Annotated in this window: 17 protein-coding genes; 12 read left to right on the top strand and 5 right to left on the bottom strand. The window is 68.9% G+C overall.

Annotation, left to right across the window (positions count from 1 at the left end):
* Positions 1 to 105: 105 nt before the first annotated feature.
* Positions 106 to 5,163: an NAD-glutamate dehydrogenase gene (locus tag SALPAC2_RS0111240; protein ID WP_018216754.1), complete on the top strand. Its 5,058-nt coding sequence runs from the start codon at positions 106 to 108 to the stop codon at positions 5,161 to 5,163.
* 55 nt (positions 5,164 to 5,218) lie between these two features.
* On the opposite strand, the gene SALPAC2_RS0111235 is transcribed toward SALPAC2_RS0111240, so the two are convergent.
* Entirely contained in the window at positions 5,219 to 5,893 is a 675-nt protein-coding gene (locus tag SALPAC2_RS0111235) for a class F sortase (RefSeq protein ID WP_026184635.1), read from the bottom strand.
* A 1-nt stretch (position 5,894) separates the two neighbouring features.
* Complete coding sequence (locus tag SALPAC2_RS25445; RefSeq protein ID WP_018216752.1) at positions 5,895 to 8,003, bottom strand: putative sodium/potassium/calcium exchanger; 2,109 nt, start codon at positions 8,001 to 8,003, stop codon at positions 5,895 to 5,897.
* A 486-nt stretch (positions 8,004 to 8,489) separates the two neighbouring features.
* On the opposite strand from SALPAC2_RS25445, the gene SALPAC2_RS0111225 reads away from it, so the two are divergent.
* On the top strand, positions 8,490 to 10,277 hold the full coding sequence (locus tag SALPAC2_RS0111225; RefSeq protein ID WP_018216751.1) for a glycoside hydrolase family 6 protein: 1,788 nt from the start codon (positions 8,490 to 8,492) through the stop codon (positions 10,275 to 10,277).
* Between the two features lie 127 nt (positions 10,278 to 10,404).
* Here the strand turns inward: SALPAC2_RS0111225 and SALPAC2_RS0111220 are convergent, their stop codons facing one another.
* Together SALPAC2_RS0111220 and SALPAC2_RS28475 are read right to left on the bottom strand one after the other, a co-directional pair.
* Positions 10,405 to 10,761 (bottom strand): hypothetical protein, encoded by a 357-nt coding sequence (locus SALPAC2_RS0111220; protein ID WP_018216750.1) that lies wholly within the window; start codon positions 10,759 to 10,761, stop codon positions 10,405 to 10,407.
* The gene (locus SALPAC2_RS28475; RefSeq protein WP_026184634.1) at positions 10,758 to 11,312 is read right to left on the bottom strand and encodes a hypothetical protein; all 555 of its coding nucleotides are present in this window, start codon (positions 11,310 to 11,312) and stop codon (positions 10,758 to 10,760) included. The genes SALPAC2_RS0111220 and SALPAC2_RS28475 overlap by 4 nt, the downstream gene beginning before the upstream one ends.
* Positions 11,313 to 11,748: 436 nt before the next feature.
* Here SALPAC2_RS28475 and SALPAC2_RS0111210 point away from each other — a divergent pair, with 436 nt between their 5' ends.
* The 10 genes from SALPAC2_RS0111210 (at position 11,749) to SALPAC2_RS0111165 (ending at position 24,634) form a co-directional block, all read left to right on the top strand.
* Positions 11,749 to 14,166, top strand: coding sequence for a sensor histidine kinase (locus SALPAC2_RS0111210; RefSeq protein WP_018216749.1), 2,418 nt, complete (start codon positions 11,749 to 11,751; stop codon positions 14,164 to 14,166).
* The gene (locus tag SALPAC2_RS0111205) at positions 14,163 to 14,588 is read left to right on the top strand and encodes a roadblock/LC7 domain-containing protein (protein ID WP_018727754.1); all 426 of its coding nucleotides are present in this window, start codon (positions 14,163 to 14,165) and stop codon (positions 14,586 to 14,588) included. Before SALPAC2_RS0111210 ends, SALPAC2_RS0111205 begins: the two co-directional genes overlap by 4 nt.
* A complete protein-coding gene (locus tag SALPAC2_RS0111200) occupies positions 14,578 to 14,961 on the top strand; it encodes a DUF742 domain-containing protein (protein WP_018216747.1) in 384 nt (127 codons plus the stop codon). The genes SALPAC2_RS0111205 and SALPAC2_RS0111200 overlap by 11 nt, the downstream gene beginning before the upstream one ends.
* Positions 14,942 to 15,541, top strand: a complete 600-nt coding sequence (locus tag SALPAC2_RS0111195; protein ID WP_018216746.1) for a GTP-binding protein — start codon at positions 14,942 to 14,944, stop codon at positions 15,539 to 15,541. Before SALPAC2_RS0111200 ends, SALPAC2_RS0111195 begins: the two co-directional genes overlap by 20 nt.
* Positions 15,542 to 15,737: 196 nt before the next feature.
* Complete coding sequence (locus SALPAC2_RS0111190) at positions 15,738 to 16,784, top strand: lactonase family protein (protein WP_018216745.1); 1,047 nt, start codon at positions 15,738 to 15,740, stop codon at positions 16,782 to 16,784.
* Positions 16,785 to 16,903: 119 nt separating this feature from the next.
* On the top strand, positions 16,904 to 18,637 hold the full coding sequence (locus tag SALPAC2_RS0111185; protein WP_018216744.1) for a substrate-binding domain-containing protein: 1,734 nt from the start codon (positions 16,904 to 16,906) through the stop codon (positions 18,635 to 18,637).
* Positions 18,638 to 18,872: 235 nt separating this feature from the next.
* A complete protein-coding gene (locus SALPAC2_RS0111180) occupies positions 18,873 to 20,348 on the top strand; it encodes a sugar transferase (protein WP_026184633.1) in 1,476 nt (491 codons plus the stop codon).
* A gap of 128 nt (positions 20,349 to 20,476) precedes the next feature.
* Positions 20,477 to 21,664 carry a xylose isomerase gene (gene xylA, locus SALPAC2_RS0111175; RefSeq protein WP_018216742.1) on the top strand — a complete coding sequence of 396 codons (1,188 nt, stop codon included), beginning with the start codon at positions 20,477 to 20,479 and terminating at the stop codon, positions 21,662 to 21,664.
* Positions 21,665 to 21,675: 11 nt separating this feature from the next.
* A complete protein-coding gene (gene xylB / locus SALPAC2_RS0111170; protein ID WP_018216741.1) occupies positions 21,676 to 23,136 on the top strand; it encodes a xylulokinase in 1,461 nt (486 codons plus the stop codon).
* 34 nt (positions 23,137 to 23,170) lie between these two features.
* Positions 23,171 to 24,634, top strand: coding sequence for an MFS transporter (locus SALPAC2_RS0111165; RefSeq protein ID WP_018216740.1), 1,464 nt, complete (start codon positions 23,171 to 23,173; stop codon positions 24,632 to 24,634).
* Here the strand turns inward: SALPAC2_RS0111165 and SALPAC2_RS0111160 are convergent.
* Positions 24,608 to 25,561, bottom strand: coding sequence for a carbohydrate ABC transporter permease (locus tag SALPAC2_RS0111160; RefSeq protein WP_018216739.1), 954 nt, complete (start codon positions 25,559 to 25,561; stop codon positions 24,608 to 24,610). The genes SALPAC2_RS0111165 and SALPAC2_RS0111160 overlap by 27 nt on opposite strands.
* Position 25,562 lies beyond the last annotated feature (1 nt).

The following is a 25,562-nucleotide window of genomic DNA, read 5'->3' as shown; positions in this document are numbered from 1 at the left end:
AACCGGACGCCCGGATGATGGTCCGCCGACCAAGGCGCGGATGGGCAGGGCCTAGGCTGGGCGCAGAGTGACCCACGACGCGGTGGGTCGAGGGGAGTGGCACCGATGGACCGGCGTCCGGCTACCAAACCGGGACCCGACCTCCGGCAGGTTGATACCGGCCGGGACGACAACTTCGATTCGGCGACCGATTCCGACGGGTTCGGTGACGTCGAAACTGGTGTGACCGGCTTGACTGGTTCGAGCATCGACTCGATCTACGACTTGGGCCTGCCCGCCAACGCCTTGGGGGAGGACGCCGAGGATTCGGACTTCGACGAGACGGTACCCAACGCGGAGCGCTTGGTGGCGCAGGCGATCACGCTCGCCGGCGACGACCACGACTCGGCGTCGCTGGTTCGCCGTTACTGGCGGTTCGCACCCGATGAGGAACTGATCGGCTTCACGGCTGAGGAGATGCTCGACTCCGTCCGTACCCATCGGGCACTGGCCGAGCAGCGGGTACCGGGCGAACTCAAACTGCGCATCCACGAGCCGGATGCCGACCAGCACCACTCGGTGGTCGAGATCGTCACCGACGACATGCCGTTCCTGGTGGACTCGGTGACCGCCCTGCTCAATTCGCATCACCTGGATGTGCACCTGCTGGTCCATCCGCTGTTGGTGATTCGGCGCGAGCCGCTGGGCCGGCTGATCGAGGTGGCCGCCGACGTGGAGCCCGACGAGATGACCACCGGTGGCCTGGTCGAGAGCTGGATGCGGATCGAGATCGACCCGGTCCGGGACGCGGCGGACCGGGACAACCTGCGTCGGGAGCTGCAACGCGTGCTCACCGACGTGCGGGAGGCGGTCGAGGACTGGCCCAGGATGCGCCAGCAGGCGCTGACGCTCGCCGACGAGCTGGCGGCCGCGCGGAACAGCGAGAACCGGCCGCCGGTGCCGGAGAAGGACATCACCGACTCGGTCGAGCTGCTGCGCTGGCTCGCCCACGACCACTTCACCTTCCTCGGCTACCGGGAGTACCGCCTGGTGGACTCCGAGAGGGAGGGGGGCGGCCAGGCTCTGCGCGCGGTGCTCGGCACCGGCCTCGGGATCCTGCGCTCGGATTCCACGGAGTCCCGGGCGTTGTCGTCGATGACGCCGGAGGCGCACGAGCGGGTTACCGAGAAGCGCCTGCTGGTCATCACCAAGGCGAACTCCCGGGCGACCGTGCACCGATCCGCGTACCTGGACTACATCGGCTTCAAGGTGTTCGACGAGGCCGGCGAGGTGGTCGGCGAACGTCGGTTCCTCGGTCTGTTCGCCACCGCCGCGTACCGCACCAGCGTGCAGGAGCTGCCGGTGGTACGGCGCAAGGTGGCGGAGGTGGTCGACCGTTCCGGGCTGAGCCAACGCAGCCACTCCGGCAAGGATCTGCTCCAGATCCTGGAGACCTATCCGCGCGACGAGCTGTTCCAGATCAAGACCGATGACCTCTACCACGCGGTGATCGGCGTGCTGCGGATGGCGGGCCGCCGGCAACTGCGGGTGTTTCTGCGCCGGGACGCGTACGGACGCTTCATCTCCTGCCTGATCTACCTGCCGCGGGACCGGTTCACCACCCAGAACCGGCTGCGGATGCAGGACATCCTGCTGCGGGAGCTGAACGGGGTCGGGGTCGACTACACCACCCGGGTTACCGAGTCGATGCTGGCCCGGGTGCACTTCATCGTGCGCACCGACCCGACCAAGCCGCCGGGGGATATCGACGCCGACCTGCTCGCCGAGGAGCTGGCCGACGCCACCCGCCTCTGGGACGACGACTACCGGCTGGTGCTGGAGCGCAAGCTCGGCGACGAGCAGTCCAAGCATCTCTTCTCCCGGTACGCCGACGCCTTCCCGGAGGGCTACAAGGACGGGCACACGCCGTACGAGGCGATGAAGGACCTGGCGAAGCTGGAGCTGCTGGAGGAGCCCGGCCAACTGGAGATGCACCTGTTCCGGAAGCAGTTGGCACCGCGTGCGGCGAGTCGGGTGGCCGGCGGCGACGAGTCGATGGACGTCCGGTTCAAGGTCTACCGGTACGGCGAGCCAATGATGCTCTCGGCGGTGCTGCCGGTGCTGCACTCGCTCGGGGTGAAGGCGGTCGACGAGCACCCGTACGAGGTGGAGCGCATCGACGGTCGGATCTGGCTGTACGACTTCGGCCTGCAGTTGCCGGAGGGACACCAGGAGCTGGCCGAGGTTCGCCCGCACGTGGAGAACGCCTTCGCGGCCGCGTGGCGGGGCGAGGCCGAGGTGGACGGCTTTAACGCACTGGTCCTGCGCGCCGGCCTCACCTGGCGGCAGGTGGTCGTGTTGCGGGCGTACGCCAAGTATCTGCGCCAGGCGGGCACGGTCTTCTCCCAGGACTACATGGAGTCGACCTTCATCGCGTATCCGCGGATCGCGGCCCTGCTGGTGCGGCTCTTCGAGGCCCGGTTCGCGCCGGGCTCGACGAGCGCCGAGCAGCGTCAGCAGCAGAGCAGGGAGCTGGTCGCCGAGCTGCGTGCCGCGCTCGACGACGTGGCCAGCCTCGACCAGGACCGAATCCTCCGGTCGTACCTGACTCTGATCCAGGCCACCCTGCGGACGAGTTTCTACCAGAAGCGCGTTGACGGGCGGCCGAAGCCGTATGTTGCCCTGAAGCTGGATCCGCAGGCGATCCCGGACCTGCCGGCGCCGCGGCCCCGGTTCGAGATCTTCGTGTACTCGCCCCGGTTCGAGGGGGTCCACCTGCGCTTCGGGCCGGTGGCCCGGGGCGGGTTGCGCTGGTCCGACCGGCGGGAGGACTTCCGTACCGAGGTACTCGGTCTGGTCAAGGCGCAGATGGTGAAGAACGCCGTGATCGTCCCGGTCGGTGCCAAGGGTGGCTTCGTGCTCAAGCAGAAGCCGGGCGACCGGGACGAAGCCGTGGCCTGCTACCAGGAGTTCATCTCCGCGCTGCTGGACGCCACCGACAACATTGTCAGCGGCGAGATCGTGCCGCCACCGGATGTGGTTCGCCACGACGGGGACGACCCGTACATGGTTGTCGCGGCGGACAAGGGCACCGCCACCTTCTCCGACATCGCCAACGAGATCTCCACGGCCCACAACTTCTGGCTTGGCGACGCGTTCGCCTCCGGCGGATCGGCGGGCTACGACCACAAGAAGATGGGGATCACCGCCCGCGGCGCCTGGGAGTCGGTGAAGCGGCACTTCCGTGAGTTGGGGCACGATACCCAGACCCAGGAATTCACGGTGGTCGGCGTCGGCGACATGTCTGGCGACGTCTTCGGCAACGGGATGCTGCTGTCGCGGCACATCCGGCTGGTGGCCGCCTTCGACCACCGGCACATCTTCCTTGACCCGAATCCGGATGCCGCCACCTCCTGGGTGGAGCGCAAGCGGCTGTTCGACCTGTCCCGGTCGTCATGGGAGGAGTACAACCCGGAGTTGATCTCCGAGGGGGGCGGCGTGTTCCTCCGTACCGCGAAGTCGGTGCCGATCTCGCCTCAGGTGCGCGCGGCGCTCGGCCTCGAGGACGGCGTGTCCCAGCTCAGCCCGCAGGAGTTGATGAAGGCGATCCTCACCGCCTCGGTCGACCTGTTCTGGAACGGCGGCATCGGCACCTACATCAAGGCCTCGAGTCAGACCAACGTCGACGTGGGGGACAAGTCCAACGACGCGATCCGGGTTGACGGCAAGGACCTGCGCTGCCGGGTGGTCGGTGAGGGGGGCAACCTGGGCTGCACCCAACTCGGCCGGATCGAGTACGCCGAGGCGGGCGGTCGGATCTACACCGACTTCATCGACAACGCGGCCGGGGTGGACTGTTCGGACCACGAGGTGAACATCAAGATCCTGCTCAACACGGCGGTCGCCGACGGAGAGCTGACCGTTGAAGAGCGGGACGAGTTGCTCGCCGAGATGACCGACGAGGTCGCCGAGTTGGTGCTGCGGGACAACTACGACCAAGCGCGGGCAATCAGCAACGCACAGGCCCAGGCGCCGTCGCTGTTGCCGGTGCACCGGCGAATGATCGTTGAGCTGGAGCGCTCGGGTGCCCTGGACCGGGCGCTGGAGGCGCTGCCACCGGACGAGGAACTGGCCGTCCGGATGGAGTCCGGGATGACGGCGCCGGAGTTCGCGGTGCTGCTCGCGTACGTCAAGATCGTGCTTGAGAAGGAGATCCTGGCGGAAGGCCTGGCCGACGAGGAGTGGACGACCGAACTGCTGGTCAACTACTTCCCCACGCCGATGCGGGAGCGGTTCGCCGACCGGATGTCCCGCCACCGGCTGCGTCGGGACATCGTCACCACCATGCTGGTGAACGAGACGATCAACCGGGGTGGAATCTCGTTCGTCTACCGGGTGGTCGAGGAGACCGGCGCGAGCGCCGCCGACGTCCTCCGCGCGTACGTGGTGGTCCGCGAGTTGTTCGGGCTGCGCAAGATCTGGAACGCCGTCGAGGAGTTGGACAACAGAGTCGCCCCTGACCTGCAGACCGACGTCTACCTGGACTTCCGGCGCCTGCTGGACCGGGCGGTGCGGTGGCTGGTGACCAACCGCCGCTCTCCGATCAACGTGTCGGCGGAGATCACGCGGCTGCGCGACGGGGTAGCCCAGTTGCTACCACGGATGGAGACGCTCTTCTACGGCAGTGAGCGGGAGGCGATCGCGGCGCACATCGAGTCGATGGTCGCCAAGGGACTGCCGCGGGACCTGGCGCAGCAGACGGTCCGGCTGATGTACAGCTTCGGCCTGCTCGATGTCGTCGAGACTGCGGCGAGCAGTGGGCGGGACGTGTCCGAAGTCGCGTCGGTCTACTTCGTTCTGTCGGACCGGTTCCGGGTGGATTCGCTGCTGTCGAAGATCTCGCTGCTGCCGCGAGAGGACCGGTGGCAGACACTGGCCCGGATGGCGTTGCGGTACGACCTATATGCCGCGCTCGCCGCGCTGACCACCGAGGTGTTGGGGGGCACTCCAGGCAATCTGCCACCGGTGGAGCGGGTGCAGCAGTGGGAGCAGTCGAACGCCACCTCGATCCACCGTGCTCAGCGGGCGATGGGGGAGTTCGACGAGTCCCGGGCCGACCTGGCGGCCCTGTCGGTGCTGCTGCGTCAGATCCGAACCCTGGTGCGGACCTCGGCGGCATCCTGACCCGGACGGTGTCCCGGCGGCCGTGCCTCGGCCGCCGGGACCTCCGATCCCTGGTTCATTTGGCCTGGGTGGCGAACACGACGATGTTGTCCGGGTAGTCGCCGGCCATCTCGTCGAAGACGCCACCACAGGTCACCACCCGTAGTGCGATCTGGTCTGTGGGGCCGTAGACCAGTTCGGTCGGGAAGTCGGTCTTCGGATAGGACTGCACAGACTCGACGGTGAAGTCGACCTGCTCGCCGTCCTCCCGGACCACGCCAACCGTGTCGCCCGGTCGCAGGTCACCGAGGGAGAAGAAGACCGCGGGGCCGAGCTCCGCCGAGTCGACGTGTCCGACAATCACGGCGTTACCGACTTCGCCCGGGCTTGCTCCCGGCTCGTACCAGCCAGCCAGCTGTGCCTGATCGAGCGGGGGCACCTCGACCGTGCCATCCGTATTGGTCCCGATTTTCATGATCGATGCGTGGACGCCGATCTTGGGGATGACGATCTGGCTGGGCACGGAGCGGGGGCGGCCGGAGGGGGCAGGCTGGGCGGCTTCCGGGCTGGTGTTCACTGCCCCGACTGGAGAGTTGGCCAGCACGGGAGGCTGCGGGGGGCGGGCCGTGGGACTATCCGGAAGCGATGCCCCGATCAGGCCGAAGCCGGCTAGGGCGAGCAAGACGAGGACGACAGGACCGGTGGCACGCCACGAGAATCTGTGGCGGCCACCGGCCCGGGTCGTCGTCACCTCAGACCAGGGAACCATTGGTCCGACGGCGAAGCAGCACCAGACCGCCCAGGGCGGCCGCGCCGACCAGACCAGCCCCACCGGCGGCGAGGCCCAAGTTGGTGCCGGCGTTCATGCCGCCGTCACCACCAGCGACACCGCCCCGCGGCAGGACGACCAGTTCGCCCTCGCCACACGAGCCCTCGAGTTTGTAAGTGCCCGGCTTGGCGTTCCGGTCAACCATGGCTTCGCCGTAGTAGACGTAGTCCCGCTTGTGCTCCCAGCGGTCCCCGCCCCGGTCACCGTGGTCTCCAGCCGACTCGTAGCCCTTGTAGTCGTGGTCCTTGGACTCGTAGCCCTTGTAGTCGTGGTCCTTGGACTCGTAGCCCTTGTAGTCGTGGCCCTTGGACTCGTAGCCCTTGTAGTCGTGGCCCTTGGACTCGTAGCCCTTGTAGTCGTGGCCCTTGGACTCGTAGCCCTTGTAGTCGTGGCGCTTGTAGTCGTGGCCTTCGCGGCCTTCGCTGCTCCCTTCCAGCCGAGCTGCGAACCGTTCATCGGCGGGCGTCAGCGGGCCTTCGGACTCGGCGCCTTCGCTGCCCCAGCCGCCCTCAGACTCGCTGCCCCAGCCGCCCTCAGACTCGCTGCCCCAGCCGCCCTCAGACTCGCTGCCCCGGCCGCCTTCAGACTCGCTGCCCCAGCCACCTTCGGACTCGCTGCCCCAGCCGCCCTTGGACTCGTAGCCCTTGTAGTCGTGGTCCTTGGACTCGTAGCCCTTGTAGTTGTGGCGCTTGTAGTCGTGGTCCTTGGACTCGTAGCCCTTGTAGTCGTGGCGCTTGTAGTCGTGGCGTTCGCTGCTTTCGCGGCCTTCGCTGCCCCAGCCGCCTTCGGACTCGCTGCCCCAGCCGCCCTTTGACTCGTGGTCCTTGGACTCGTAGCCCTTGTAGTCGTGGCCCTTGGACTCGTAGCCCTTGTAGTCGTGGCGCTTGTAGTCGCGGCCTTCGCCGCTTTCGCGGCCTTCGCTGCCCCAGCCGCCTTCGCTGCTTTCGCGGCCTTCGCTGCCCCAGCCGCCTTCGGACTCGCTGCCCCAGCCGCCCTTTGACTCGTGGTCCTTGGACTCGTAGCCCTTGTAGTCGTGGCGCTTGTAGTCGCGGCCTTCGCTGCTTTCGCGGCCTTCGCTGCCCCAGCTGCCTTCGGACTCGCTGCCCCAGCTGCCTTCGGACTCGCTGCCCCAGCCGCCCTTGGACTCGTAGCCCTTGTAGTCGTGGCGCTTGTAGTCGTGGCGTTCGCTGCTTTCGCGGCCTTCGCTGCCCCAGCCGCCTTCGCTGCTTTCGCTGCCCCAGCCGCCTTCGGACTCGCTGCCCCAGCCGCCCTTTGACTCGTGGTCCTTGGACTCGTAGCCCTTGTAGTCGTGGCCCTTGGACTCGTAGCCCTTGTAGTCGTGGCGCTTGTAGTCGCGGCCTTCGCTGCTTTCGCGGCCTTCGCTGCTCCCTTCCAGCCGAGCTGCGAACCGTTCATCGGCGGGCGTCAGCGGGCCTTCGGACTCGGCGCCTTCGCTGCTTTCGCGGGCTTCGCTGCCCCAGCCGCCTTCGGACTCGGTGCCTTCGCGGGCTTCGCTGCCCCAGCCGCCTTCGGACTCGGTGCCTTCGCGAGCTTCGCTGCCCCAGCCGCCCTCGGACTCGGTGCCTTCGCGAGCTTCGCTGCCCCAGCCGCCCTCGGACTCGCTGCCCCAGCCGCTCTTGTAGTCGTGGCCTTTGGACTCGTAGCCCTTGTAGTCGTGGCCCTTGTAGTCATGGTCCTTGGACTCGTAGCCCTTTGACTCGTGGCCCTTGTCTTTCCAGTCGTGACCGCCCTTACCCCGGTAGTCCTTGCCGTCCCGCTGGTCCTCAGCTGGCCGGAGCGGGACCTTGCCGGTCACCTTCGACCAGACATAGGCGTGCTCCTGCGGCGTCGGGCAGAACTGGAGCAGCTTGACCTCCTGGCCGGCCTTGACCGCATGCGGCTTGGCCTGGACCTTGCCTTCATCACCCCGGCGATGATCGTCCGCGACCGCGATACCCGGCGCGCATACGAGCAGGGAGGCGCCACCGAGGGCCGCACCTGCCACGACCTTCCCGAGCAGCTTCTTTGCCATAACGTGCGTCACTCCATCCCCTGTTGTCCTGAGCTCGGTGACAACCGAGCTAGGGCAGACGTTAGTCCGTTTCACAACTTATGAAGGAGAATTTTCGTATTTTCCGGCTTTAGGAGCTATGTAGGGTTTGATGACCTTCGGTCTGATGAGCTGGTGTGCTCTTCCCATGTTGTGCACGTGTATTCCTGTGAGGGGTCGGCGGTCGGAGTCGCTTCCGTCGAAGCATTGCGATGGAAGCGCTCCCATGGGAGAATCGGCGTACCTAGGGAGCCACACCGCAGCGGCAGGGGCATCGAGGGCAACCGGTTCGCCGGACGACCATCCTGCCGGTTCGACCGACCTGCATCGCAGGTCTGCAAAGACCACCACCCGGTCCAGGACGGCCCCGGAAGTATCCGCTGGCATCGGTGGCTGTCCACGTCGGCGTCCACCGAGTCGATCGGCCGGGCCGTCCGCGGAACGGTCTCGCCCAAGGAGATTTGTGGCATGAATGTGTGGAGAAGACTCACCGGCCCACGCCCGTCCCTCGCGCTGGCCGGCGCGGGCGTTCTGGTCGTAGGCGGGTTGGTGACCCTGCCGGTCACCATGGCCCACGCCGCGACCCAGTGTGAGGTGTCGTATACCACGAATGACTGGCCTGGCGGTTTCACCGCCTCCCTCAGCATCAAGAACACCGGGGAGGCGCTCGACGGCTGGACGCTCCGCTTTACCTTCCCGAACAGCAGTCAGCAGGTCGTGCACGGCTGGTCGGCACGGTATAGCCAGGCCGGGCAGAACGTCACCGCAGAGAACGAGTCGTACAACGGTTCGGTGGCCAGTGGCGCCACGATCGATATCGGCTTCAACGGCTCGTGGAGTGGTAGCAACCCCAAACCGACGTCGTTCACCCTCAACGAGGTGGCCTGCAGCGGCGGCGGCGGGCCCACCACGGCGCCGCCGACCACACCTCCCGTTACCCCACCTCCCACCACGGCGCCGCCGACCACCCCACCTCCCACCACCGCCCCACCCGGAAGCCGAGTCGATAACCCGTACCTGAATGCGGTGGGCTACGTGAACCCGGAGTGGAAGGCCAAGGCCGAGTCGGTGCCCGGTGGCGACCGGGTTTCGGATACGTCGACCGCGGTCTGGATCGACCGGATCGCCGCGATCGAGGGCACTGACGACAGCCAGTCCAATGGACCAATGGGTGTGCGGGATCACCTGGACGAGGCGTTGAGCCAGGGGGCGGACTACATCCAGTTCGTCGTCTACAACCTGCCCGGTCGGGACTGCGCTGCGCTCGCCTCAAACGGTGAACTGGCGCCAGACGAGTTGCCTCGCTACAAGGCCGAGTTCATCGATCCGATCGCGGAAATCCAGAGTGACCCGGCGTATCAGGACCTCCGGATCATCAACATCATCGAAATCGACTCACTGCCGAACCTGCACGCCAACACCGGCGGCAACCCAGGCGCCACCCCGACCTGTGACCTGGTCAAGGAGAACGGCGCCTACGTCAACGGCATCGGCTATGCGCTGGCCACGTTGGGTGCGATCAGCAATGTCTACAACTATGTGGACGCCGCCCACCATGGCTGGATTGGCTGGGACTCCAACTTCAGCCCGGTTGCCCTGCTCCTGAAGGACGCCGCCACCGCCTCGGGCAGCACGGTCGACAACGTTCACGGCTTTATCGTCAACACGGCCAACTACTCGGCACTGCGTGAGCCCTACTTCCAGATCACCGACACGGTCAACGGTCAGACGATCCGCCAGTCCACGTGGGTGGACTGGAATCAGTACGTAGACGAGCTGACGTTTGCGCAGGCGTTCCGGGACGAACTGGTTGGCAAGGGCTTCGACTCAGAAGTGGGGATGTTGATCGATACCTCCCGAAACGGCTGGGGCGGTAGCGCCCGACCAGCGGGACCTGGGCCGATGACCGACGTCGACAGTTACGTCGATGGTGGTCGGGTTGATCGACGAATCCACGCCGGCAACTGGTGCAACCAGTCTGGCGCGGGACTGGGCGAGCGGCCGCAGGCCGCGCCGGAGCCGGGGATCGATGCCTATGTCTGGGTGAAGCCGCCGGGCGAGTCGGACGGCTCCAGTGAGGAGATCCCGAACGACGATGGCAAGGGTTTTGACCGGATGTGCGACCCGACGTACGAGGGCAACGCCCGGAACGGCTTCAGCCCCACCGGGGCCCTGGCCGATGCGCCGATCTCCGGTGCCTGGTTCCCGGCGCAGTTCCAGCAGCTCATGCAGAACGCCCATCCGCCGCTGCCCTGATTTTGGAGCCCAGCCGCTGGGGTTGTGAGGCGCTTGGGCGGCGGGGTTCCCCGAGCCCCGGACCCGATCAGTCCGATCGGGTCCGGGGCGCCGGCGGCTACGTCTCAGGGACCCGGGCGGCTACGGCTCAGGGGACCGTACGTTCGATCGCCGTCCGGCCCATCTCGACCAGGTCCCGGCGGGCCCGCTCAACATTCTCCGGGGTCAGATCCTGACCGCGCGCCGCCACCAGATCCTCCGGCTCCCACGGCTGCTCCGCGCCGGTGCGGATGCTGCCCCCACCACCCCCGGCGTCGTACGGGTCGCCAAGGAGGTCCTCGGTCGACGCACCGGGGTCGGCCTGCTCCCCAGCGGCGGCGAAGGTGGGGGTGTTCCGGTCGCCACCCCCACCGGTCATCAGCTGGGGGATGCCGGTGTCATCCTCGACCGCCGCGGCTGCCTCAGCGCTCTCCTCCAACGGTCGGTACCGGTCCCGATCAGTCATGGTGTCGCCCTCCCGTCCGTACCTGCGCTACCTTTCCGCGTACCCCGTGCATTGGGTGCCATGCCACCTGCATCGGGCTGTTGCTCAGCGGTGGAGTCGGCGGTCCCCGTCGCGGCGTCCTCCCGCTGCTCGCGGTGGCTCTCAGCGGTGGCGGGCCTGGTGGTTGCCGAAGCTCGTTCGGCTCGCCGTTGCACCCATCCCGGGCCACCGCGGAATTCGGCCGTTGGGTCCGCCCGCCAGCCTTCTCGCGCCACGTCTACGGCGCCGTCGCCGGGTCGGGCGGTTGACTCGGCCCGGGCGTCGGGAGGCTCTGCCCCGCCGGCCAGCGCGGACGCGGCGACCGCCCCGCCAACTGAGGGCGCACCGAAGGCGCTCGGGACCGGGGCGGGTCGGTGAAATTCGGGCTGGTCGTCCCGGTCCCCGTCCGCGGCGACGCGCTGGTCGTTCTCGTCGCCGATCGGCGGTCGACCGCCCTTCTGCCGTGTTGGCGCGGCTGCGACGGGTGTGCCCTCTGGGTGCTCAGTGTCGACCTGCTGCTCGTCCTGGCGCATTCTCGACTCCTCAACCTGGCTCCTCCGCTGCCTTGGGTATCCCACCTGACGCAGCCCATCAATCCCGGTCCGGCGCACTTTTCGGGGGCTGAGGGAATCCCTCATTCCGGTCTTTTGCGGCAATCAGTGCCGAATCAAGTGGATAGTGGCTGGACCGTACGCTGAGGTCGTAGCGCCGAGCGCCAGCCGCTGCGGTGTGCCGTGGCCGTCGGTTTGCGGGCGGAGCAAGTGTTGGTAGCCGCGCTGCCCGGGCCAGTGGCATCCGGCCGCCACCTCCATGGCCGAGACAGACGGTAGTGCAACCGGAGCAAATTCCGTATCCTGCCCGAGGCGACCGCCAATGGCGCCCCGGTACGATTCGGGGCGCGTTCCGGCGGGTGCTGCCCGGGCGTGTGCCGCACCCCCGCAGCCCCCCACGATCTGGGCGAGGTCCTGATTGAACACCCGCGACTGGCCGATCCGCTACAAGCTGACCGCATTGGTGGTGGCGCCGATAGCCGCGCTCCTGGCGCTGTGGATCTTTGCCACAACGCTCGCCTTCGGACCCGCACAGAGCCTGCTCTCCGCCCGTACCCTCCTCAATGAGTTTGGGCGGCCCGGTGAGTTGGTCGTCGCCGAGCTGCAACGCGAGCGTCGGCTCTCGGTCGTGTACCTGGCTGCCGAGTCTGCTGAGGTCGGCCTCGATGAACAGCGGAGGCATACGGACGAGGCGATCGCCAAACTGCGTCGTCGAGCTGCCGGCGACGACCTTCGGGATGCCACCAGCGACCTGCTGGATGTGCGGTTGGATCGGTTCCTCGTCGCCTTGGATGATTTGCAAGACGGGCGTGGCCAGATCGACCGGGGAGAGACAGACCCGTCCGGCATCGTTGACCTCTACAGTGGAATGATTTCGTCGGCTTTCCAGGCCTTCGCGGCGCTGTCAGCGCTGCCGGACCCCGAGCTGCACCGGGAGGCGTTGGCGGTAACCGCGCTCGGCCACTCCCGCGAACTGCTCGGCCAGGCTGACGCCGTGTTGGCTGGGGCATTCGTCTCGGGCGGCTTCGCCGAGGGCGAGCACCGGAAACTCGTGCAGACGATCGACAACCAGCGGTTCCGCGCCGAATCGGCGGTAGCCGACCTGCCGGCGGCGGAACGTAGCGCGTATCAGCAGTTGACCGAGCAGGCGGAGTTCCGCCGACTTGGTGAGATGCAGGAACTTCTGATCGAGAACCCCACCGGCCGGCTGCCGATAGTGGCTGCGAGCTGGCAGGCCGACTACGACGCCGTCCAGCAGGCGATGCGGGACTACGAGTTGAACCAGGCCGATGGCTTGGCCGATCGGTCGAAGCCCCTGGCCATACGCGTCTTCCTGCTGCTTGCCTCCGCCGGGTTGCTGGGCCTCGTAGCGGTCGTGGTCTCCCTGGTGGTGGCGGTTCGGGTCGGCCGTTCCCTGGCTAGCCGGCTAGCCAGGTTGCACACCGTACTCGAACGGGCGGAACGTCAGCTGCCCGAGCTGGTGGCGCGGATGCGCCAGGGTGAGACGGTGGACGTGGAACGGGAAGCGCCGTCGGTCGATTTCGGCACGGACGAGATCGGCCAGGTGGGGCGCGCCTTCACCGCGGTGCGGCGGACCGCCATCCGGTCCGCCGAGGGTGAGGTAAAACTGCGCCGTGGCCTCAACGAGGTCTTCCTCAACATCGCCCGCCGTAGCCAAGGGCTCGTGCATCGCCAGCTTGCCCTGCTCGACCGGATGGAGCGGCGCGCCGAGAAGCCGGACGAACTAGCTGACCTCTTCCAGGTCGACCACCTGGCCACCCGGCTGCGGCGGCACGCGGAGGACCTGGTGATTCTGGCTGGCTCAGCTCCGAGCCGGGGCTGGCGCAACCCAGTCGCCATGGTCGACCTGATTCGGGGGGCGCTGTCCGAGGTCGAGGCGTACAAGCGGGTTGACCTCGGCGGCGTGCAGTCGGCCGGTCTCATCGGCCGGGCCGTGGGCGACCTGATCCACCTGCTCTCCGAGCTGATCGAGAACGCCACCAGGTTCTCACCGCCGGGGACCCGGGTCCAGGTGGCCGGGGTGCGGACGGCCGATGGTTACATTGTCGAGATCACCGACCGTGGACTTGGCATGAGCGCGGAGGCGTTGGCGGACGCCAACTCGCTGTTGTCCTCGTCGCCCGAGTTCGACCCAACCCGGACCGACCGGCTCGGGCTCTTTGTGGTGGCCCGGCTGGCCGCCCGGCACGGGGTACGGGTTCGGCTGCGTGGGTCCGAGTCGGCTGCTCTGACCGCGGTCGTTCTCATCCCGGACGAGCTGGTCACCGAGGAGCCGGTGCCGGCGGGTCTGGGTGGCGGTGAGCGAGAGCGTCCGGAGCCCCGGCCAGTGCGGCGGGAGCCGCCGCGTCGGTCGCCCGCCGAGCCGGAGCCGTTGGCGCTCACCGACGGTACGTCGGTCCCGACTGCCGGCGAGTCGGCCAGGACCGATGCCGGCCCGGTGCCCGTAGAGGTGGCCGGCGAGATCGACGGGCTGCCGCGGCGGGTTCGACGTCGCCCGGCCGGGGCACCACCGAGCCGGATGGGCGCGGCGGTGCCAGACGGGGAGACCACCGAGATCCGGCGGCTCCGACCGGCCGTGGAAGATCCGATGGCGCGGCAGCTGGCCGGGGAGGGCCGGCAGCCCTTGTCGTCGGACCCGACCCCCCGCTCGCCGGAGGAAACCCGCCGGATAATGGCGGCGCTACAAGCCGGCACGACGAGGGGGCGTCGGGTCGCCGCCGCCCGAGTACCAATGTCCGAGGTCGGACCCGGCGCTCAGCCGGTCGACCCATCGAAGGATCTCGAACCCCCGACCGCAACTGAGAGGGACGCGTGATGCTGCAGTCCGCCAGGCAGAATGTTGATCTCGACTGGTTGCTCGACGAGCTGGTGGAGCGGGTGCCGCCCGCCCGGCAGGCGGTGGTGCTCTCCGCCGACGGGCTGCTGCTGGGAGCCTCCGCCGGGCAGGAACGGGACGATGCGGAGCACCTGTGCGCTCTCGCCTCTGGCCTTTCCAGCCTGGCCCGGGGCACGAGCCGGCATGTGACCGGTGGTCCCGTTCGGCAGACTGTCGTCGAGATGGAATCGGCATTTCTTTTCGTGACCACGGCCGGTCAGGGCGCCTGCCTGGCTGTGGTCAGTGACGCGGACGCCGACATCGGGCTGGTGGCGTACGAGATGGCGATGCTGGTGACCCAGGTGGGGGAGAAGATGAGCATCCCGGCCCGGCCGGCGGCGGGCCCACGCGATGTGGGCTGAGCCCGGCATGCCGCGTGACTGGCTGGATGCCGATGCGGTTCCGGTGGTGCGCCCCTACACCCTGACCGGGGGACGTGTTCGGGCTACCGGCGGGTTCGACCTGGTCGCGTACGTCCTCGCCGACCGGAACGCGCAGCCCGCCGTACACCTCGACCTGCATCCCGAGCACCTGCGGCTGGTGGCGCTGGCCGCCCGGCCGGTCCCGGTAGCCGAGCTGGCGGCCGGCCTCGACCTGGCGGTTGGCGTCGTCCGGGTGCTGCTCGGCGATTTGGTGGACCGGGGTCTGGTGACGGTTCACCAGCCCTCGGCCGGCCCGTACCTGCCCGACAACAATATTCTCAAGGCGGTGCTCAGTGGACTCCGTGCGCTCTGAACTTCCACAAACCGGGGCCCGCATCCCGATCGCACTCAAGATCCTCATCGCCGGGGGTTTCGGCGCGGGGAAGACGACGCTGGTGAGCGCGTTGAGTGAGGTTCGCCCGCTCCAGACCGAGGAGATGCTGACCGATGCCGGGGTCGGCACCGACGATCTCGCTGGGGTGGAGGCGAAGTCCACTACTACGGTGGCGATGGATTTCGGTCGAATCACCATCAACGAAGATCTCCTGGTCTACCTCTTCGGCACGCCGGGACAGGACCGGTTCTGGTTCCTCTGGGACGAGCTGGCGTTCGGGGCGCTGGGCGCGGTGGTACTCGCCGACACCCGACGCCTGGCCGACTGTTTCCCCTCCATCGGCTACTTCGAACAGCGGGGGATTCCGTTCGTGGTCGGTGTCAACTGTTTCGATGGGGCACGCCGGTTCAACCTGGAGACCGTACGTGAGGCGTTGGACCTGGACCCCGACGTGCCGATGCTGCTCTGTGACGCCCGGGAACGGCAGTCCGGCAAGCAGGTGTTGATCGCACTCGTCGAACATGTGGCCCGGCAGCACGGGGAACCGGTCCCGGTCTGATCCGACGCGGACCGGTGCGGGGCTTCCGCCGCGCCGCGGTGCTCATCGATCGTGACCAGGGCGGCGGGCGGCACGCGTTACCGGCCCGGGCGGTAGCCGCGCCGGGCGTGGAGTCCCCGGTGGCGTTCCGGCGCGACGCGCCGCGGCTGGAGCGAACCTCTGGTTGGATCGGAGGAGTCGGCGCGGAGGTGGTTCGGTGGCGGTTCAGGGTGCGTTTCTCTACCTCGGTTGCTACACGGCGGGCGCCGGGGGACGCGGCGAGGGGATCGTTGTCGCTCAGCGGGAGCCGGATTCGGGTGCGCTCACGCCGCTCGGCACGGCCGCGGTCACCCCGGCGCCGTCGTTCCTCGCCCGGCATCCGGACCTGCCAGTCCTGTACGCCGTCAATGAGGTGGCCGACGGCGGGGTCAGCGCCTTCCGGGTTGCCGCGAATGGGGATCTCACCGCGTTGGGCAGCCGGCCCACCGGCGGCGCCGATCCATGCCATCTCGCGGTCGCCGGCGATGGCCGGCACCTCTTCGTGGCCAACTACGGCGACGGCAGCGTGACGGTATTCCCGCTTGACCGGCAGGGGGTGCCCGGGGAGCGCACGGACCTGGTCCGGCACGAGGGGCATGGCCTGGACCCGCAGCGGCAGGAGCGGGCGCATACCCACATGGTCGTTCCGGGCCGAAACGGAGGGCCGCTGCTCGTGGTTGACCTCGGCACCGACTCGATCTACCGGTACGAGCTCGATGCCGGGCCGGGGCGATTGGTGGTACGGGCGCCGCGGGTGCACACCGCCGCTGGCGTCGGGCCCCGACACCTGGCCCGGCACCCGGACGGAAGACGCTGCTGGCTGGTCGGGGAGCTGGACGGCTCGGTCCTGGCCTATGAGGTCACCACTGACGCTTCCCTGCGGTTCCGGGGCCGGGTTCCGGCCAGCGGGCGGCCGGGGCAGGTGCAGCCTTCGGAGGTCGCGGTCGGGCCGGAGGGGCACTTCCTCTACGTCGCGAACCGGGGCGTCGGCACGATCGCTGTCTTCGCGCTCGACGGCGAGTTGCCGGTGCTGGTCGCCGAGGTGGACTCCGGCGGGGAGTGGCCCCGGCATTTTGCGCGGGTCGGTGCCAATCTGTACGTCGCGGACGAGCGGGCCGACCTGATCGGCGTTTTCCGGGTCAACCCGACGACCGGTGTGCCGTCGCTGGTCAACGAGGCGGTTGGTGTCCGGAGCCCTACCTGTGTCCTGCCCTGGCCGGAGTAGTACGGCGCGCAGAGTTCTTATGCTCACGTAGCGTAGTAATCGTGGGGTACTTGTTGCTTCTGCGTAACTAAAGCTAATTGGAGGTAGCCGTTGCTCGCCGGCACCCGGAGAATGGCCCCGTGTCTGCAGGCCGCCATCGCAACCGAACGAACATCCACATCGCCAGCATCGCCGCAGCCGTCGGCGTGTTGGTCGTTACTGCTGGTGGATACTTCGGCTACCGACAGCTCGCGGCGCCGAGCTGTTCCGGGTCGCTCGAGCTGTCAGTAGCGGTCGCGGCCGAGCTGGCACCGGCGGTCGATTCCGCGGCGACGGAGTGGGAGAACTCCGGTGCGGCGGTTGACGGCACCTGCGTTGAGGTGAGCGTGACCGCGTCCGAGCCGGTCGGGGTAGCCGCCACCGTCGCCGCCAAACACGGTGCCATCCTCCCTGGGGTGGGTCAGGTCAGCGGCGCCGCGGTACTCCCGGATGTCTGGGTGCCGGATTCGTCGGCGTGGCTGCTACGGCTGAAGAGCGGTGGAGCGTCCGAGTTCAACCCAGGTAACGGAGCATCGATCGCCCGGAGCCCGGTGGTCGTGGGCGTACCCGAGCCGATCGCCTCCCAGCTTGGCTGGCCGGAGCAGGAGTTCACCTGGTCCGCGTTGGTCAGCAAGGTCAACACCGACGAGCCGCTCAAGGCTGGCACCGTGAACCCGACCCAGGATGCCGCCGGCCTCTCCGGGCTACTCGCGTTGAGCGCCGCCGCCGCGGCCGGGGAGGGCGGTCAGGCGGCCAGCGTCGGCGCGTTGCGTGCGTTGTCAACCAGCAGTGCGGATCGGCGCCAGGATCTGCTCGCGAAGTTCCCCACCTCTGCGGACCCCACGACGATGGCCGGCAGTCTCGGCGCGGCAGCGTTGTCGGAGGAGGATCTGCTTTCCTACAACGCCCGGAATCCGGCGGTGCCGCTGGCCGCGCTCTACCCAAAGCCGGCGGCGACACCGTTGGACTATCCGTACGCGGTGCTGCCGGGGGTCGGGTCGGCCAAGGCGGCGGCTGCCCGGATGCTCTTCGATGATGTGCTCACCAGGGCCAGCTTCAAGGACCGGTTGGCGTCGTTGTCGCTGCGGGGGCCGGACGGTACCTGGGGTGCCGGCTTCAGTGCGCCCGAAGGGGCGCCGAGCCCGGCGGCCGACGGCGACAGCGCCACCGGCGACCTGGATCTACTGGCGGTCGAGCGGGCGGTCTCCAGCTGGTCAATCGCCACCCAGTCCGGCCGGATGCTCTGTGTCATCGACGTCTCCGGCTCGATGCGGGAACCCGTGGCGAGTGCCAACGGCATGAGCCGGCAGCAGGTCACCCTCGATGCCGCGGGGCGTGGGCTCCACCTTTTCGACGACAGCTGGCAGATCGGGCTGTGGGAGTTCTCGACCAACCTGGGCAACGGACGGGACTATCGGCGGCTGGTCGAGATCGGCCCGCTGAGTAGTAAGCGGAGCGAGCTTGAGGCGGCGTTGGCTCAGATTCAGCCGACCCGGGGTGACACTGGTCTGTTCGACACGGTGCTCGCCGCGTACGAGGCGGTCCAGGAGGACTGGGATCAGGGGCAGGTCAATTCGATCGTGCTCTTCACCGACGGGAAGAATGACGACGACAACGGCATCAGCCAGCGGCAGCTGGTCGCTGAACTGGAGCGGATCAAGGACCCGGAGCGGCCGGTGCAGGTGGTTCTGATCGGGATCGGCGCGGGCGTCAGCAAGGCAGAGCTGGAGTCGATCACGAAGGTTACCGGCGGCGGCTCCTTCATCACGGAGGATCCGACCAAGATTGGTGACATCTTCCTGAACGCCATCGCGCTGCGCGACACGGGTTCCTGAGCGACCCGAGGATCAGCGGCGACCCTGCCAGCGACGTCGAGAACGATGCGGCGGGACTGACCCGGCCGGGCAGCCCCCGCAAAGTGACGGTAATGCGTCGGAAATATTCGATGGCGATAGTGCGCAGGGCAGGATGTCGTTGTTCCGGCGGGAACCAGGCCATCCCTCGGCTCGGACCACCGGGCCGTTTCCGGCCATGACCACCGGGGGCGCGAGGTGAGGTGGGGGAGGGTCGGTGAACTCGGCGACGCTGCTTACCTCCGGCCGAGCAACGGCGGGCGGTGTATCCCCACCAAGGACTCGCGCTGCGCTGCGGTCCTACCTCCGGGCTCTGGTGGTGCTCGACACCGCGGCGCTCAGCCTCGCCGTTCTCGTCGGGCACCTCACGAGTTCTGGCATCGAGCCCTCCCGCGGCGCTGTGCTGCCCTACGCCGTGTGCGCGCCCGGCCTGGTACTGGCGTGGCTGATCTCGCTCAAGGCTTTTCGCTGCTACGACGATCGGGTCGTCGGCTATGGCGCCGACGAGTACCGCCGGGTGGGTGTGGCCAGCCTGCGCCTCGCCAGTGGGATCGTGATCGCGGGCTGGATCCTGGATGTCGGCGTGCCCCGGGGATTCCTCATCACCTCCTTCGCCGCCGGTGTGGTCGGACTCGAGCTGACCCGCTTCGTTGCCCGCAAGAGGTTGCACCGGTTCCGCGCGCGGGGCCGTGGTTGGTCCCGGAAGGTTCTTGTGGTCGGGGACGCCGCGCATGTCCTGGAGTTGGTGCACACCCTGCGGCGTGAGCCGTACGCGGGTTACCAGGTAATCGGGGCGTGCATCCCGGATGTGTTGCTCGCTCCGGTCCCGCAGCAGTTGGGGGACGTGCCCGTGGTGGGCTCGTTTCGGGGCATCCCCGAGGCTGCCACCGCCATCGGCGCCGACACCGTGGCGGTGACCGCCTCCGGAGAACTGACCGCCACCCGGCTGCGTCGGCTCGGCTGGCAGCTGGAGAGCACCGCGGTTGATCTCGTGGTCGCGCCGGCACTGACCGATGTCGCGGGCCCCCGGATCCACACCCGTCCGGTGGCCGGGCTACCGCTGATCCACGTCGAGGCCCCGGAGTTCCGGGGCGCCCGCAAACTGGTGAAAGGGCTTGCCGACCGGACGTTCGCGCTCTTCGCGCTGACCCTGCTGCTGCCGCTGCTGATCGTGATTGCGTTGACCGTACTGGTCGACAGCCGGGGGCCGGTGTTGTTTCGGCAGACCCGGGTCGGACAGGGAGGCCGGGAGTTCGGGGTGTGGAAGTTCCGCACAATGGTGGTCAACGCCGACGCCCGGCTGGTGGAGTTGGCGGCGCGGAACGAGACCGACGGCCTGCTGTTCAAACTGCGGGACGACCCCCGGGTGACCCGGGTCGGTCGACTGCTGCGCAACTGGTCACTGGACGAACTGCCACAGCTGGTTAACGTCCTGTTCGGGCAGATGAGCCTGGTCGGCCCCCGCCCACCGCTGCCCTCGGAGGTCGCCCGGTACGACGGCGATGTCGCCCGGCGGCTGCTGGTCAAGCCCGGCATGACCGGCCTCTGGCAGATCAGTGGCCGGTCCGACCTGAGCTGGGAGGACGGTGTCCGGCTCGACCTCTACTACGTGGAGAACTGGTCCCTCGCCGCCGATCTCACCATTCTGTGGAAGACCTTCGGCGCGGTGGTGAAACGCCGCGGGGCGTACTAGTTCGTGTGCTCCGAGCGTTCCGGCGGCGTTCGCCCCCCGCGGCTTCGGATGGCGCGCGTGGTGGGAGTTTTGGCCTTGGTCTGGTAGACCAACCACAGAACCTGGCGGACGACACCCCGGAGGCTGGTATGGCGCCCCGTCCCACCCCTGCCGACAAGTTCTCCTTCGGCCTCTGGACGGTGGGCTGGCAGGCCCGGGATCCGTTCGGCGACGCGACCCGGCCGGCGCTGGACGCGGTCGAGGCGGTGCACCGCCTCGCCGAGTTGGGGGCGTACGGCATCACCTTCCACGATGACGACCTGCTCCCTTTCGGGGCGGACGCTGCCACCCGCGACGCCCACCTCACCCGGTTTCGTCGGGCCCTCGACGAGACCGGCCTGGTGGTCCCGATGGTCACCAGCAACCTTTTCACCCATCCCGTGTTCAAGGACGGCGGCTTCACCAGCAACGACCGGGATGTCCGGCGGTACGCGCTCCGCAAGGCGCTGCGCGCCGTGGACCTCGCCGCGGAGCTGGGCGCGGGCACCTTCGTCCTGTGGGGCGGTCGGGAGGGCGCCGAGTACGACGTCGCCAAGGATGTCCGCGCCGCGCTGGACCGCTACCGCGAGGCGGTTGACCTGCTCTGCCAGTACGTGGTGGCGCAGGGATATGAGCTGCGGTTCGCGATCGAGCCCAAGCCCAACGAGCCGCGCGGCGACATTCTGCTGCCCACCGTCGGGCACGCGCTCGCCTTCATCGCCACCCTGGCCCGCCCGGAGTTGGTCGGGCTCAACCCGGAGGTCGGCCATGAGCAGATGGCCGGGCTCAACTTCGCCCACGGCATCGCGCAGGCGCTCTGGCAGGGCAAGCTGTTCCACCTCGACCTCAATGGCCAGCGTGGGGTCAAGTACGACCAGGATCTGGTCTTCGGCCACGGTGATCTGCTCAATGCCTTCGCCCTGGTCGACCTCCTAGAAAACGGTGGTCCGGGGGGCGGGCCAGCCTACGATGGCCCCCGGCACTTCGACTACAAGCCGTCGCGCACCGAGGACCCGGCCGGGGTGTGGGCCTCGGCCGAGGCGAACATGCGCACCTACCTGCTCCTCAAGGAGCGGGCTGCGGCGTTCCGGGCGGACCCGGAGGTGACCGCGGCGCTGGCCACGAGCCGGGTGGATGAGCTGGCAACACCAACCCTCGCCCCGGGCGAGACCCACGCCGGGCTCCGCGCCGACCGTACTGCTTTCGAGGAGTACGACGTGACCGCTGCCGGCGCCCGCGGCTACCACTTCGTCCGGCTCAACCAACTCGCCGTCGAGCATCTGCTCGGCGCGCGCTGAGGGCGGGCCGGATGCCGCTGGTCGCCGGAGTCGACTCGTCGACCCAGTCCTGCAAGATCGTCATTCGGGACGCGGAGAGCGGCGTCCTGGTCCGCCAGGGTCGGGCGCCGCACCCGGAGGGCACCGAGGTCGACCCGGCGGCCTGGTGGTCCGCGCTCGGCGAGGCGGTGTCGGCCGCTGGCGGGCTCGCCGACGTCGCAGCGATCTCGGTCGCCGGGCAGCAGCACGGCATGGTCTGCCTTGACGACGCCGGCGCGGTGGTCCGCCCGGCGTTGCTCTGGAACGACACCCGCTCCGCCGGCGCCGCCGCCGACCTGGTGGCCGAGGCGGGCGAGGGCGACGTCGGGCGGCGGTTCTGGGCGGACGCGGTGGGCGTGGTGCCGGTCGCCAGCCTCACCGTCACCAAGCTGCGCTGGCTGGCCCGGCACGAGCCGGGCAACGCCGCCCGGGTGGCCGCGGTCTGCCTGCCGCACGACTGGCTCACCTGGCGGCTCGCTGGCGCCCCCGGCCTGGCGGCGCTGAGCACGGACCGCAGCGACGCCAGCGGCACCGGCTACTGGTCCCCGGCCAGCGCAACGTACCGCCGGGACCTGGTCGAGCAGGCGTTCGGCCGGATGGTGACCGTGCCCCGGGTGCTCGGTCCGGTGGAGTTGGCCGGCCGACTCGACCCGGCCGTGCTCGCGGGAGCACCGCAGCTGCCGGACGTCTCGCTCGGCCCCGGCGCGGGGGACAACGCCGCCGCCGCGTTCGCGGTCGGCGCCGGCCCCGGCGACGTGGTCGTCTCGATCGGCACCTCCGGAACCGTGTGCGGCGTCGCGGACCGGCCGACCGCGGACCCGACGGGTGTCGTCGCCGGCTTCGCCGACATCACCGGTCGATACCTGCCGTTGGTCTGTACGCTCAACGCGGCCCGGGTGCTCGACGCCGCTGCCGCGCTGCTCGGGGTTGGCCTCGCTGAGCTGGCCGACCTGGCGTTGTCCGCGCCAGCCGGGGCGGACGGCTTGGTCCTGGTGCCCTACCTGGCGGGGGAGCGGACCCCGAACCGGCCGGACGCCAGCGGCGCGGTGCACGGGCTGACGCTGCGTACCGCCACCCCGGCGCATCTGGCGCGCGCGGCGGTCGAGGGGATGCTCTGCGCGCTCGCCGACTGCCTGGACGCCCTCGTCGCGCAGGGGTTCGCCGTACGGCGGGTGATTCTGGTGGGTGGTGGCGCCCGCTCCGCCGCCGTATGCCGGGTCGCTCCGCAGGTTTTCGGGGTGCCGGTGGTGGTGCCGCCCCCGGGCGAGTACGTCGCCGATGGCGCCGCCCGTCAGGCCGCCTGGGCTGTCCTGGGCGGGGCGCAGCCGCCGAGGTGGACCGTGGCCGGGGCACGAAGCTACGAGGCGGACCCGGTGCCGGCGATTCGGGCCCGGTATGCGCAGGCCCGGGAGCACGTCCTCGACCAGGGGAGCGCACCGTCGCCACCCCGGTGACCGGGCGGTGGGCCGGCCCTGGTTGGCTGCCGGTATGACCTTGGCCACCGGCGGTCCGGTGCGGGCGTGGGGTGGCAGCCCGGCGCACCGGTTCTACAGCGTCGTGGTGTTCGTGCTGCTCGCCTCCCTGGACAATGTGGCGATCGGCCTGGTGCCTCCGCTGTATGGCTCGATCGCCGACGCGCTCGATGTGTCGCGGCGCCTACTCGGCCTGGTCACCGCGGCCAACTTCCTGGTCAGTGCGGTGGCGGCGGTGGGGTGGGCCTACGTCGGGGACCGCACCAACCGTAAGCCGCTGCTCCTGGTCGGCACACTGATCTGGGCGTTCGGCACCGGTGGCAGCGCGGTGGCGGGCAGCTATCCGACCTTTCTAGCCGCCCAGGTGGTCGGTGCGGTGGGGCTCGGCGCCGTTGGCTCGGTTGGCTTCTCGGTCGTCACCGACCTCATCTCACCCCGCCGACGGGGTCTGGTGATGAGCTTCTGGGGGCTGTCCCAGGGGGTCGGCACGCTGGCCGGAACCCTGGTGGGCGGCCTGCTCGGGGCGGCGGACTGGCGACGCCCGTTCCTGCTGCTCACCGTCGTTGGGCTGTTCGCCACCGCGGCCTACCTGTTCACCTTCGATATCCAGCGTGGTCAGAGCGAACCGGAGCTGGCCGACCGGTTGGCCGGTGGCGCCGAGTACGACCACCGGATCAGCCGGGCCGACCTGCCGCGGATTCTGGGCCGGCGGACGAATCGCTGGCTGATCCTGCAGGGGCTCACCGCGCAGGCCGCGTTCGGCTCGCTGGTCTGGCTGCCGGTGCTCTTCGCCGAACGGGCCGAGGCGCAGGGCTACTCGACCGCGACCGCGGTCGTGGTGGGCAGTGTCTTCGCTACCCTGTTCCAGCTCGGTGGGGTCTTCTCCATCGTGGGCGGGCTGGTCGGGGACGCGCTGCAACGCCGCACCCCGTCCGGCCGGGCGATGGTCGCCGCGGTCGGGATCCTCGCGGCGCTGCCGTTCTATCTGGTGCTCTTCTTCGTGCCGATTCGGATTGATGTGCCCGACGGAGCCGGTTCGGGCACCATCGTCCGGGCGGTGCTGGCGAGCGTGCTGACCGAGCCGACGGTCGGGCTGAGCCTGCTCGCGGCGTTGCTGGCGCTCGCGCTGACCTCGGCCAACTCACCGAACTGGTTTGCCTTGATCGCCGATGTCAACCCGCCGGAGCATCGCGGCACTGTGTACAGTCTCGGCAACCTGGTCAACGGGGTCGGCCGGGCGACCGGGAACGGACTGGTCGGGGTGGTGTTCGACGGGCTGCGGGCGACCTTCCCGCCGCCGTTGAACTACGCGGTCGGGCTCGCCGCGTTTCAGCTGTTCTTCGTGCCGACCGGGATCATGTACTGGCTCGCCGCCCGCAGCTCCCCCCGGGACATCGCCGCGGTGCGGGTCCTGCTCCGCACCCGCGCCAAGCGGATGCGGTACGGGCGGGGTTCATCCCTTGACGCTGCCGGCGAGTAGCCCCCGGACGAAGTAGCGCTGCAACGACAGGAAGACGAGCAGCGGTACGACGATGGCGACGAACGCGCCGGAGGTGAGGCGTTGCCACTCGTTGCCCCGGGTTCCGGCCAGCTCGGCGAGGCGGACGGTGAGCGGTGCGGTTTCGTCCCCGCCGCCCGCGAAGATCAACGCGACCAGCAGGTCGTTCCAGACCCAGAGGAACTGGAAGATGCCGTACGCGGCGAGGGCTGGGGTGATCAGCGGCAGCACGATCGTACGGAAGATTCTCGGGTGGGTGGCGCCGTCGACCCGGGCCGCCTCCATCAGGTCCCGGGGCAGCTGGGACACGAAGTTGTGCAGCAGAAAGACACCCAGGGGTAGCGCGAAGCAGGTGTGGGCGAACCAGACCTGGATGAACCGCTGCTCGTCGTCGAGGTTCCAGGCGGGCAGCAGCTCGATGCCGCCGACACCGACGCCCTGGGAGAAGAAGCTGAGCAGTGGGACCAGGGCCATCTGGAGCGGGACGATCTGCAACGCGAAGATCCCGATGTAGATCCAGTCCCGTCCCCGGAAGTTGATCCACGCCAACGCGTACGCGGCCAGCGCCGCGAAGGCCAACGGGAACAACACCGACGGCAGCGTGATGACGATCGAGTTGAGGAAGTAGCTGGCCAGCTGGCCCGCCGACGAGGAACGGCCGAAGAGCACCTGCTCGTAGTTCTCCAGCGTCAGCTGTGGATCAGCGAAGAACGTCCACCAGCCGGTCGTCTTGATCTGGTCCTCGGGTCGGAAGGACGAGACGAGGAGCCCGAAGGTCGGGATGGTCCAGACGATTGCGATCACGATTGAGGCAGCGGTGGCCCAGCGGGTGTTGAGCCGCCGACGGACCCGGCCGGCGACGGTCGGCGGTGCGTCGGTTCCGGCCCGCGTCGGGGTGGTTGTGGTCACG

The sequence above is a fragment of the Salinispora vitiensis genome (genome assembly GCF_000378825.1).
GTDB classification, from domain to species: Bacteria; Actinomycetota; Actinomycetes; order Mycobacteriales; family Micromonosporaceae; genus Micromonospora; species Micromonospora vitiensis.
This window is presented reverse-complemented; position numbering and strand designations above follow the sequence as displayed.

Coding starts and splice junctions, on each gene's coding strand:
- xylB (WP_018216741.1), top strand. CDS start 21,676: ATGCCGCTGGTCGCCGGAGTCGACTCGTCGACCCAGTCCTGCAAGATC.
- SALPAC2_RS25445 (WP_018216752.1), bottom strand. CDS start 8,003: ATGGCAAAGAAGCTGCTCGGGAAGGTCGTGGCAGGTGCGGCCCTCGGT.
- SALPAC2_RS0111200 (WP_018216747.1), top strand. CDS start 14,578: ATGTGGGCTGAGCCCGGCATGCCGCGTGACTGGCTGGATGCCGATGCG.
- SALPAC2_RS0111220 (WP_018216750.1), bottom strand. CDS start 10,761: ATGACTGATCGGGACCGGTACCGACCGTTGGAGGAGAGCGCTGAGGCA.
- SALPAC2_RS0111165 (WP_018216740.1), top strand. CDS start 23,171: ATGACCTTGGCCACCGGCGGTCCGGTGCGGGCGTGGGGTGGCAGCCCG.
- xylA (WP_018216742.1), top strand. CDS start 20,477: ATGGCGCCCCGTCCCACCCCTGCCGACAAGTTCTCCTTCGGCCTCTGG.
- SALPAC2_RS0111225 (WP_018216751.1), top strand. CDS start 8,490: ATGAATGTGTGGAGAAGACTCACCGGCCCACGCCCGTCCCTCGCGCTG.
- SALPAC2_RS28475 (WP_026184634.1), bottom strand. CDS start 11,312: ATGCGCCAGGACGAGCAGCAGGTCGACACTGAGCACCCAGAGGGCACA.
- SALPAC2_RS0111240 (WP_018216754.1), top strand. CDS start 106: ATGGACCGGCGTCCGGCTACCAAACCGGGACCCGACCTCCGGCAGGTT.